At 34.2% G+C, this 12,860-nt stretch carries 4 protein-coding genes; all 4 read left to right on the top strand.

The genetic code is table 11. The annotated features are described in order from the left end of the window. The first annotated feature begins 24 nt into the window (after positions 1 to 24). The gene (locus DKK79_RS05150) at positions 25 to 3,765 is read left to right on the top strand and encodes a DUF4132 domain-containing protein (RefSeq protein WP_110423119.1); all 3,741 of its coding nucleotides are present in this window, start codon (positions 25 to 27) and stop codon (positions 3,763 to 3,765) included. After that, positions 3,759 to 7,472 (top strand): DUF4132 domain-containing protein, encoded by a 3,714-nt coding sequence (locus tag DKK79_RS05155; protein WP_110423120.1) that lies wholly within the window; start codon positions 3,759 to 3,761, stop codon positions 7,470 to 7,472. Before DKK79_RS05150 ends, DKK79_RS05155 begins: the two co-directional genes overlap by 7 nt. A 480-nt stretch (positions 7,473 to 7,952) precedes the next feature. Continuing rightward, a complete protein-coding gene (locus DKK79_RS05160) occupies positions 7,953 to 11,768 on the top strand; it encodes a DUF4132 domain-containing protein (RefSeq protein WP_181415232.1) in 3,816 nt (1,271 codons plus the stop codon). After that, positions 11,762 to 12,859: an ATP-binding protein gene (locus DKK79_RS05165; protein ID WP_110423122.1), complete on the top strand. Its 1,098-nt coding sequence runs from the start codon at positions 11,762 to 11,764 to the stop codon at positions 12,857 to 12,859. Before DKK79_RS05160 ends, DKK79_RS05165 begins: the two co-directional genes overlap by 7 nt. Position 12,860: the final 1 nt, after the last annotated feature.

Here is a 12,860-nt window from a genome sequence, read left to right on the forward strand (position 1 = left end):
TCCTTAATAGGAAAATAAAGGAATATGAAAGAAATAAAACAATTATCAACTAAAACTCTCTCATCCGAAAAATTAATTACCGCTATCTTTAAACCATTAAGTAATCAAGATAAATCTTTACCAACACGGATAACACAATATATCTTGCATGGTAATGGAATTGATGTATTAGTCGATTTAGAGAAATTATGTCAAATACCTAATAATGCAAATGCTCTTTATGAATTATTGCAAAGACCCTCAGGTATTTATCGTCCACGTTATTATAACTATATTAATGAGGAATTCCATCCATCATTTCAAGCTCGCATTGATGTGTATAAGTCTTGGACAGATATTTATACACCAGAACAGATAATTCGATTTGCCCGAGTTTTTGCCACATTATTTGATCATTTAAGTTTTATTAAACTTATAAACGAACAATTACCATCATGGTTTATCTATCTTTTATATGATGCACTAATTACCTCGTTACCAGGTCCTAATGGAAACGAGAATGAAATTATTGAGCGTGAAAAATGGTCAATACAACAATTACATCAATTACTTGAATGTGAACAAGCCGGTTTAGGCGAAAAATTACTGTTTGCCATTTTTGACCGTCAAAATATTCCTGTTAATCGTGTTGGTTTATTTCATAATTTTACCCGATTAAAAGGATTATTTACCTATATTCAAGAACGAATTGAATTATTTAAACAACTCCCCGCACTCGATTTGGCGCTTTTGGGACAAGTGGAACAACTTAAATACATTCAACGATATCCAGAACTTCAGTTACAATTGGTCGATTTTCTGGCAATGCAGTCATTAAATACTTCAAAACAGGTGAGTCAATTAGCCACAGAAATACTATTTAGCTTACCATTGGAGTTGGCTCAACCACAATTACAGCACTTTTTAACTTCAGGTTCGGTTAAGCAACGAGCTAATGCCACAATATTACTCTCTCGAATCATTTCTGAACCGACAATTTTACAACAAGCTTTAGCTAGCGAAACCAATAAAACAGTTATTACTGCTATTGAAAGTGCTTTATCGAGATTAGAAAGTGCCAACACGGCCAAACAGCAAGCTGATTTAGTTATTCCAGAATTTGAACCATTTAGTGATACGCCATTGCCTATGACTACTCGTGATGTTTTACAACAAAGTTTTGACGAGTACCTTATTGAATGTAAAAAATTGATGCAAAATGAACTAGAGGAAAACAAAGAAAAAAATAGATCAAGGGATTATCATCAAAGCCGTTATAAAGAATTGAAAGCGCTGACACCAAAATCCCTTGATAGTATATTTGATTATGTGAATGGTAAAATCGATCGCTCAACATTATTCAAAGAAATCGATGAAAAGATTGATTTTCGATTTTTACTAACTAAAAATCGATTATCAAATTTGCCTGAAATTACGTTATTTCACTTAGTTCGAATAAGACAATTAACTGATTATATAAGTATCTCTAATTTATTTTCAAAACTATACGAAAACTATGACTTGGTTAAAAATGCCGATCTTAGACAAATAGCTGATGTGTTGATAAAAGTGAATATCATTCCAGATGTTGAATATACTGTTGCTCTACCGTTTTTAAGCAGTGATGTTTTTCATGATATTCATGAAAATGAACCTCATAAATTGTGGGCTTTTTTTGCTGAAAATGAGTTTTTAATTGATGAAGCTTTGGGGTTTGCACCTATACAAATAGTTCAGGATTGTTATGTCCGTATTGATAGAGTTAATGCCATAAAAATATTACAGCTATTTCCAACTATTCCCACTAAATATGTTGCTTACCTACTTGAATTAGCTTTAGGCGAAATTAAGCAGATACGTTATGCGGCGCAAAATGCCTTAAAGCGGATCCCCAATATACATAGTCAAATTGAACAAGCCCTATCTTCTACAAAACAAGAGGTACGTATTATTGCTGCTAATTGGTTGGCTGAGTTAGGACAAACAAGTTCGATTAAAGCACTAAATGCTGCGCTAAAAAAAGAGAAACGCGAAACAGTACAAGCAGCAATATTGATCGCACTGGAAAAAATTGGTGAAGATATTAGTCAGCACTTAACGCCGAAAAAGTTATTGGCTGATGCCCAAAACGGTTTAAAAGGTAAAATACCAACCGATTTTGATTGGTTTGATTTTAACTTAATACCGACGTTAACTTGGCAAAATGGTAAGATTGTTGAGCCACAAATTATTCAGTGGTGGATCTGCTTAGCGGTCAAATTAAGAGATCCGGCTAATCTACTGTTAACCGTTTATAATCGATTGTTAAGCACCCAAAGTCAGCGACAATTAGGCGAATTTATTTTACAAAGTTTCATCAATCAAGATACCCGAACACCAACACTGGAAGAAGCTGAAGCCAAAGCCAGTGCAGAAGCTGACAAACGCTTGCAACTACGTATTTTAAATTATCAGCGCTATCCAGAATTTTATTCTAACGGTAAAAATATTACTTATGAGCATGTTTTTGAAGAAATTAAAAATGAAACTTTAGCAACTTATCTTGGTTCAGCCATTAAAGCAAAAGGAATGTTAGCTTTAACTTGTGGTATTGAAGGCAACGTTGCTGTATCTCTCTTACGTTCATTTATGAAAAATCATTATCAACGTCGAGCACAAATTGAAGCGATGCTTGAACCATTGGCAAACAGTGATGATCCTATGGTCATTCAACTATTATTATCTTTAGCGCGTCGCTATCGTACGGCATCCATTCAAGAAAGAGCCAGATGTTTAGTAGAAAGTATTGCTGAGCGCTCAGGCTGGACAACTGATGAATTGGCCGATCGCACCATATCAACGGCAGGGTTAGATTATAATGGCTTGTTAATTCTTGATTACGGTGAGCGTACCTTTATTGCTAGTTTAGATGATAAATTTAAGTGGCAATTAAAGAATGCTGATGGAGAAAAGATCAAAGCATTACCTGAAGCACGTAAAAACGAAAACCCTGAACTCGTCAAAGAGGCCAAAAAACAGTTCAGCAACAGTAAAAAAGAACTTAATCAATTACTCACTATGCAAATAAGCCGTTTTTACGAAGCCATGTGTGCCCAGCGTCAATGGCGAGTGGAAGATTGGCAGAAATATCTGCAACCACATCCGATTGTGGGGCGATTAATTCAACGTTTAGTGTGGTTACAATTGGATAATAACGGTCAGATCGTCAATAGTTTCAGGCCTACTGAAGATGGTAGCTTAATAACCAATCAAGATGACGAAATCTTACTTGATCAAAATCACTTTATTTCCGTTGCGCATTCGGCGTTACTAGCGAGTGATGATATAGTTCAGTGGCAAGCGCATCTTGAAGATTACAAAATAACCCCATTGTTTGATCAGTTTAGTCATGCATTTCTAGAGATAAGCAAATTTAACGATGGCGTTATTGATGATCGTTTAGGTTGGTTAACGGACAGTTTTACCATTCGTGGTATTTTAACCAAATTGAGTTATGAGCGTGATGCTACTGAAGATAGCGGATGTTTTTATGGTTACCATAAATACTTTGGCAGTTTAGGTATTTATATCAATATTGAATTCAGTGGTAGTATGCTGCCTGAAGAAAATATTCCAGCAGTACTTTATAACCTTTATTTCAGTAATAAAAAGGGATTCAAAGATAGAGCAATTGCACTCGATAAACTACCTAAGGTGTTATTAGCCGAAGGTTATGCTGATTATATGGCGGTGGCAAAAGCTTGTAGTGGTTTTGACCCTAATTGGAAAGATAAATTAATATGGTAAAACATGACCAAAACCTGATGGATCAGGTTATTCTTGATTGCTTTGCGGGTTTAAATAAATTAGAACAATCAATATCTGAACGGATTTGTCATTATATTTTATATGGCAAAGATGTCGTGGTTCTTGATGAGTTAAAAGTATTATCAAAAACTTATAAATATGATAACCGGGTTTATAATTTGCTTGGTATGCCAGGTTCTGTTGGTTTTTTAGATGAAAGTAATGAACCACAGCAAAAAGTACGAGCTAAATTTTATCAATTATGGACGAGTCAATATTCACCAGAACAGCTCATCAGGTTTGGTAAAATTTTAGCAGCAGCTTATATTCCGGATACGCCTCAAAGACGGTCTTTTTATGAGAAAACAAGTAGTAGTGTTATCACTCCCAAACTGCCTTTGTGGTTTTTATATCTGTTTATTGACGGTTTGGTCACTACTTTTTTAAACCGCAATTTCGATGCTGAGCAAAATATGGCTGAGCGTGATAATTGGTCCATTGAGCAATTACATCAATTACTCGAAATTGAGCAGAAAGGGTTGGGAGATCAACTTATGTTTGCTTTTTTTGAGCGGCAACATGTACCAGAATATCACTACCGTTATTTTAATACTGTTTTTGCCATTAGAGGGTTGAAATTATATATAACTAACGATTTAGAAAGGTTTAAATCTTTACCAGATCAAGAATTATCCACAATTGGTCAATTACAACAATTGCAATATATTGCTAGTCATAACGATCTTAAAGAACGAGTAGTTGATTTGTTAGTCAAACAATCCACTAGTAGCATCAAAAAAATAAGAGAGTTAGCGACAACGCTATTGCTTAGTATTTCTAAGGAAAGTGCGCAAAATCAGTTAATTTCTTCATTCGCACAAGGCACACCAAAGCAACGTTGTCAAAAAATTGCGCTATTAGTTAAATTGTCTGTTGATAAAGAAATATTTGAAAAAATACTAACTGAAGAAACGAATAAAATAGTGGTTAAAAGTATCGAAAGTGCTTTATTTTCTATTAAAGATGATAAGTTAGTTAAGCAGGAAGAGGATGAAATTATCATTCCTCCTTTTATGCCAATTACTGAAGTTGATTTACCTGTTAAAGCGCGCGATATATTGCACCAAAATTATCAAGAGTTGTTAATACAATCGCAAAACAGAGCACAACTAGAAAAACTCGATAATCAAGGATATCATAACCTAGAAAGGAATGAGCAGGAACGTTACGAACAATTAACTACTTTTACTGACAATGATTTAGATATGATTTTTCATTATCTAAACGGTAAAGGGCAGTTAATGCAATCTGATATTAAAAATCAGCTAACTAATGAAATTATTTTACATAAAGGGCGTTTGCAAGCATTTACTGAATTTAATCTGTATCACTTATTACGCGCAGAAAAAATTACTTATACAAACATTGAATCGTACTGTTTAGCTTTAAGTTTTTTAAAACATGAAATATTGCCATGTACCGATTTACGCTTGATCGCTCAGGTGTTAACTAACATATCCGATATGCCAGATGTCAAACGTATTGTTGCCGCAGCATATTTGATGAATTATTATTATGATCTAACATTTGAGAGTGACGCAAATTGTGTTTGGCCTTTTTTTGCTGAAAACCTTATCTATCTTGATGAAGCATTAGGATTAATCCCCAGCCTTGAGCCACAAAATAGTAATTATACTTTTGATAAAAAGCGTGGACTAAAAATCTTAACTTTTTTTCCAAAACTTCCAGTTAAATATAATATTTATTTATTAGAGTTAGCATTAGGTGATACCAAAATACTTCGCTCATTGGCCCAACAAGCACTAAGTAAATCGCCTTGTATACATCGTCAAGTTGAAAACGTATTAACTTCCAATAAATATAAACAGCGCATTTTAGCAGCTAACTTATTGGTAACATTAGGCAATAAATCTTCGATTGCAGCTTTAAATACCGCTTTAAATCAAGAAAAACAAGAAGTGGTACAAGCAGCACTATTATCCGCGCTGGAAAGTTTAGGTGAAAATATTGGCCAATATTTAACACCATCTCGATTACTTGATGATGCAAACAAAGGTTCAAAAAGTAAAAAACCAGCGGGTATTGAATGGTTAGTTAATGACACTATCCCTGCTTTAACATGGCAAAATGGTGAGCAGGTTGATCGTAAAATTATCATTTGGTGGATGTGGTTAGCTGTAAAACTAAAAGAGCCGGCCAATCCTTTATTAACTATTTATATTCGTCTATTAAGTGATAAAAGCCAAAAACAGCTTGGTTTATTTATATTGCAAAGTTTTATCCAACAAGATACTTTAACCCCGACCTTAATAGAAGCAGAAAATGAGGCCAAATTAACCGCATCAGCTCGACTACAGTCCTATTTAAATAGTTATAAGAATCATCCTGACTTTTACCCCGAATATCAAAATATCACTCTCCAGCAAGTTATTGAGCGTATCGAAAAAGAGGTGCTAACTCGTTTAATTGGTTCAGCAATTAAATCGAAAGGTTTATTAGCTCTAATAGGTGGAATTGAAGGTCATGTAGCCGTATCGATAATAAAAGCATATATGAAAAATCATTACACTAGACGAGAGCAAATTGAAGCAATGTTAGAAGCGATCGCTGTTAATGATGATTTCATCATAATACAATTTTTATTAACCATTGCTTACTCGAATCCCAAAAAAACTATTCAAGAAAAAGCAAAATCTTTAATAAACCAAATTGCTGAGCAGAAAAAATGGACAACAGACGATCTTACTGAACGTACTGTTCTAACTGCTGGGCTGGATGATTCTGGCATACTTATGCTTGATTATGGTGCAAGAACTTTTACGGCCAGTATTGATGATAACTTTAAATGGCAATTAAAAAATTTGGAAGGTAACATTATAAAAACCTTACCAGAAGCGCGTAAAGATGAAGATCCAACCGTGATCAAAGAAGTGAAAAAACAGTTTTCACGTAGTAAAAAAGAACTCACACAAATTGTTTCAATCCAAACTGAACGCTTATATGAAGCCATGTGCACCCAGCGCCGTTGGCAAGTAAGTAATTGGCAACAATATCTATTTGCCCATCCAATTGTCGGGCGGTTGGTGCAAAGATTAGTATGGTTAGCAATTGATGAACAAGGCAAGATTTGCAACAGCTTTAGGCCAACTGAAGATGGTAGTTTGATTAATTTACACGATGAAGAGATCACTTTGAATCAAAATCACTATATCACTCTAGCTCATAATGTGTTGTTACCAGCCAGTCATATAAACCAGTGGCAAGTACATCTTAAAGACTATAAAGTTACGCCATTGTTTGCCCAATTTGCTAACCCTTTACCAAAGAGCCAATGGATTGATGATGGCATAGTGAATAATTATACAGGTTGGTTAACGGATGCGTTTACCATTCGCAATGTCCTTACTAAAAGAGGTTATAAACATGAATATTTTGAAGATAGTGAATGCTTAGATTGTTATTGTAAATACTATAGTAACCTTAATTTGTATACTATCATTCAATTTAGTGGGCGTTATATTTCTCAAGAAAATAGTTTAGTAGAGCGTTATTATCTCTCTTTTCGTCAAAAAAGGATCTATACCAAACCCAAAATTGATGCTAACGACATCCCAGCGGTGTTATTAGCCGAAAGTTTTGCTGATTATATGGCTGTCGCAAATGCATCATGCAAATTCGAAATTTGATTCAGAACGAAAGAATAAAAGCGATGGTAAATCAGAAACAAGCAATATGATTAATTGTATAAGAGTGTTAGAGCTAATAACTAGCAATATTAAGCAAAACCGATGATGATAAAAATAAGCGCTAAGATGGGTAGTTATCACCAAAATCAGCTGGTCAATTTATTTTAAATAACGAAATATAAGTTGTAAATTTTTTGGTGAGGTTTCGTCAGTTGAAAGTGCAATTATCTCACTATTAGAAAAACAATTTTTAATACTAATTGGTCAAGCCTATATCTTGTTGTTTTGCTAGATAATACGAATGATATTAAATAAATCTAATTTTATACAGATAATATGGTACCTAAGCGTGCCAGAAAATCTGATAAATAGCATAGTTATTAACAAGTATAAAAAACTTTTTGAAAATAACAAATCGCTATGAAGCCCAATTAAAAATGGATATCCCAGATTTAAATCTTAATGGGAGAACAAAGGAATATGAAAACAACTGAACAATTATCAATAAGCTCAAATGGTTCTAAACAGTTAATCAATACTATCTTTAAACCATTAAGTCAACTGGATAAAACTTTGCCAACGCGAATCATAGAATATATCTTGCATGGTTATGAACTTGATGTGTTAGTCGATTTTGATAAATTATGTCAAATATCTAACAATGCAGTTAAACTTTATGAATTATTAGAAAGACCAGCTGAGTTTCATTGTTCACGTTATAATTATTCTAGTATTAATTACGGAATTCATTGGTTGTTAAAAGCACGCAATAATTTTTATAAGTCTTGGACAGATACTTATACACCAGAACAAATCATTCGATATGCCCGAGTTTTAGCCACTTTATTTGACCATTTACATTTTATTAAACATGTAAGCGAGCAAATTCCATCATGGTTAATCTATCTGTTATATGATGGACTGATTACCACGTTACCATCTTATAGCGAAAACAAAGATAAAATTGAGGAACGTGAAAATTGGTCAATCCAACAATTACATCAATTTCTTGAAATTGAACAAGCAGGATTAGGCGAAAAGTTGCTGTTTGTGATTTTTGACCGTCAAAATATAGCTGTCGATGGTTGTCAATTCTTTCAATATTTCACTCGATTGAATGGATTATTGAGTTATATTCAAGAACGGATTGAATTATTTAAGCAACTTCCCTCACTCGGTTTAGCACTTTTGGGACAAATAGAACAACTTAAATACATTCAACGATATCCAGAACTTCAGTTGCAATTGGCTGATTTTATTACAATCCAAGCGTTAAATACTTCCAAGCAGGTGAGTCGATTAGCTACAAAAATACTACTAAATTTACCATTGGAGCTGGTTCAACCACAATTACAATACTTTTTAACTTCAGGCTCGGCTAAAGAGCGTGCTAATGCAACAATATTGCTTTCTCGAATAATTTCTGAACCAACAATTTTACAACAAGCTTTAGCTAACGAAAACAATAAAAAGGTGATTACCGCAATCGAAAGCGCTCTATCACGACTCGAAAGCGCTAACAGCGTCAAACAGCAAACAAATTTAGTTATTCCTGATTTTCAACCCTTTACTGATACTGAGTTACCAATAAATGCTCGCGATATTTTACTGCAAAATATTGAAGAATATATTATTAAGTATGAAAAATTAATGCAGAATGAGTTAGAGGAAAACAAAAAAAACAGAACTAATCAGGATTATTATCAAAAAAATTATAAATCATTAAAGAAAATTAAATCGCATTTTTTGGATGATATTGTTGCTTATCTGAATGGCAAAATCGAATATTCAACACTTCGTACACATTTTGATAGGGATACAAATTTCAAATTTTTACTTACTAAAAATAGGTTACAAAGTTTACCCGAATTTACTTTGTTTCACCTTTTTCGAATATATCGATTAAAATATCGATTCCAATATAACTTGGACGGTAAAAGTAACTCTTATAGCTTGGACGCTAGTTACTTTCTTGAAAGAATATACAAAAAATACGACTTTATGAAAAAACTTGACCTTAGACAAATTGTTGATGTCATAGTCAAGATTGAAAGCAATGAGAATGTCAAATATACTGTTGCTGAACTATTTTTACATAATGACACCTATCACGATCTTTATATAGATGAACCTCATAAACTTTGGGCTTTTTTTGCCGAAAATGAATTTTTGCTTGATGAAGCATTTGGTTTTACCCCTCTATCTAATGACTGGTATAATTCCCATAATCGCGATAAAAGAAATAACGCCGACTGGTATAGTGTTGATGTAACTAGCGCCATTAAAACATTACAATTTTTCCCTATTATTCCAGCCAAATATGTTACCTATTTATGTGAATTAGCTTTAGAGGGAAGCAAATCGATTTGCTATGTTGCCCAAGATGCCTTAAAACTGATCCCTAATATACATAATCAAATTGAACCATCTTTATCGTCCGCAAAACAGAATGTCCGTATCGCTGCAGCTAACTGGTTGGCTGACTTAGGACAAACATCTTCTATTGAAGCTTTACATGTAGCCCTGAAAAAAGAAAAACGTGAAGCTGTACAAGCCGCAATCTTAATTGCCCTACAAAAAATAGGTGAAGACATCAGTCAATATTTAACGTCGAAGAAGTTATTGGCCGATGCCCAAAAAGGTTTAAAAGGTAAAAAGCCAGCAGAACTTGATTGGTTTAATTTTGACTTAATGCCATCTCTGGCTTGGCAAAATGGTGATGAAGTTAATTCTCAAATTATTGAATGGTGGGTATGGTTAGCGGTTAAATTAAAAGATCCCTCTAATTCCCTGTTAACCATTTATTCTCGTTTGCTTAGTCAATCAAGCCAACAAAAATTGGGCGAATTTATTTTGCAAAGTTTTATCAAACAAGATACCCGAACAGCTACCATAGAAGAGGCTGAGGTTAAGGCAAATTTATTAGCTCCTCAACGTTTTCAGGAATATAAAGGGTATTACAAGCGATATCCGGAGTATTATGCTAATTATGCAAATATTACTTATGAACAAGTTTTTGAAGAAATCAAAAATGAAACGCTATCAACCTACTATGGCTCAGCGATTAAAGTAAAAGGGATATTAGCTTTATCCAGTAATGTTGATGGACGTGTAGCTGTTGCACTATTAGCCAGTTATATGAAAGATCATTATCGACGTCGTGCACAAATTGAAGCTTTACTTGAAGCGTTGGGAAACAGTGATGATCCATTGATTATTCAACTTCTACTATCCTTAGCACGTCGTTATCGAACTACATCAATTCAAGAAAAGGCGCGATTATTAGTAGAAAATATAGCCCAGCGTAATAGTTGGACTACCGATCAATTAGCCGACCGTACGATATCAACGGCCGGTTTAGATGATGATGGGCAATTAATCCTTGATTATGGTGAGCGTACTTTTATTGCTAGTTTGGATGATAAATTTAAATGGCAATTAAAAAATGCTGATGGTGTTAAAATAAAAGCTTTACCTGAAGCTCGTAAAACCGAAGATGCAGATCTAGTTAAGGAAGCAAAAAATCAGTTTAAAAACAGTAAAAAAGAGCTTAGCCAATTACTTGATATGCAAGTTAGTCGTTTTTATGAAGCAATGTGTACTCAGCGTCAATGGAGCATAGAAGATTGGCAAAAATATTTGCAATCCCATCCTATTGTAGGACGGCTTATTCAACGTTTAGTTTGGTTGGAATTAGATAATGATGGTCAAATAGTAAATAGTTTTAGACCAACGGAAGATGGTAGTTTAATTAACAATCAAGATAATGAAATCGTTTTAGGATCCAATCACTTTATTACACTCGCTCATTGTGCATTAATGTCAAATACTGATATTGCGCAATGGCAATCGCATATTAAAGATTACAAAATAAATCAGTTGGTTGAACAATTTACCCATAAATTACCGGATATTAGTAAAATGAAAAATGGGGTAATTGATGACCACTTAGGCTGGATGACAGATAGTTTTACTATACGCGGTATATTAACTAAATTAGGTTATAAACGAGATGTTATAGAAGATGCGGGGTGGTTTGAAGGTTATCATAAATACTTTGCAAGTATTGGAATTTATATCAATATTGAGTTTAGTGGTAGTTTTGTACCCGAAGAAAATATTCCAGCAGTGCTCTATACAGTTTATTTCACTGAAAATTCACGTTATACCGATAAAGCCATTGCTCTCGATAAATTACCGCAAGTGTTACTTGCAGAAGGTTATGCTGATTATATAGCTGTCGCTAATGCGTCAAGCGGATTTGAGCCAAATTGGAAGGAAAAATTAGAATGGTAAATCAGAAACAAGCAATTCGCTTAACAGCGGAAGAGCGTTATGAGCAAGAATTGGCAACATTAAGCAAAGTCGATAAAGAAAATAATAAACCACAAGGTTGGCTTTTATCTCCTAAATCAGTTCGTCAATTTATTTTAGGTAACGAATCTTTGGGAATTAGCCGAAAATTTTTTGGTGATGACCCATTAGTTGACCGTGCTATTGTATCACTATTAGGAAAACAAGGTTTAATGCTAGTGGGGCAACCCGGTACAGCAAAATCCATGTTATCAGAATTATTAGCAGCAGCGATAAGTGGTGATTCAAATCTAACCATTCAAGGTACTGCTGGTACTAATGAAGATCATATTCGTTATTCGTGGAATTATGCACTATTACTTGCTGAAGGACCCACTGAACGCGCTTTAATTGGCTCGCCAGTTTATCAAGGTATGCTACAAGGTAAAATTGTTCGTTTTGAAGAGATAACCCGTTGCCAACCAGAAATTCAAGATATGCTGGTTTCAATTATGTCTGAAAAACAAATGATGATCCCTGAAATGGGGTCTAACAGTGTTATCAAAGCTAAGCCCGGATTTAATATTATTGGTACAGCAAACTTACAAGATCGTGGTGTGCACGAAATGTCAGCCGCGTTAAAGAGACGTTTTAATTTCGAAACGGTTAATCCTATAACCGATAAAGATTTTGAAATTGAATTAATCCAACGGCAACTTAGTCAAGAATTAGGTGATTTAAAATCACAAATCACTGTACCTATTGACGTTATCGAACTACTGGTGACGACATTTCAAGAGCTTAGACAGGGGCAAACGTCGGGAGGTGCCAAATTAAAAACACCCGATGCAGTAATGTCCACCGCCGAAGCGGTAAATATTGCCTATGCATCAGCATTAGATGCCCATTATCTTGGTAATGGGACATTAACAGGTGAACAGATTGCCAAACAGTTGATTGGCGTTGTTTTGAAAGACAATGCGGATGATATTAAAAGAATCCAGTTTTATATGGATAATGTGGTACGAGAGCGGGCTAAAAAGTCAGATATCTGGCGTAGTTTTTATCAAGTATCAAAAACTTTTTGGAAATAAC

The organism is Gilliamella apicola, assembly GCF_003202915.1.
Lineage (GTDB): Bacteria > Pseudomonadota > Gammaproteobacteria > Enterobacterales > Orbaceae > Gilliamella > Gilliamella apicola_Q.

What these genes read in the sequence shown, in the direction of transcription:
- DKK79_RS05150 (WP_110423119.1), top strand. Translation starts at nt 25, where the DNA reads ATGAAAGAAATAAAACAATTATCAACTAAAACTCTCTCATCCGAAAAA.
- DKK79_RS05155 (WP_110423120.1), top strand. Translation starts at nt 3,759, where the DNA reads ATGGTAAAACATGACCAAAACCTGATGGATCAGGTTATTCTTGATTGC.
- DKK79_RS05160 (WP_181415232.1), top strand. Translation starts at nt 7,953, where the DNA reads ATGAAAACAACTGAACAATTATCAATAAGCTCAAATGGTTCTAAACAG.
- DKK79_RS05165 (WP_110423122.1), top strand. Translation starts at nt 11,762, where the DNA reads ATGGTAAATCAGAAACAAGCAATTCGCTTAACAGCGGAAGAGCGTTAT.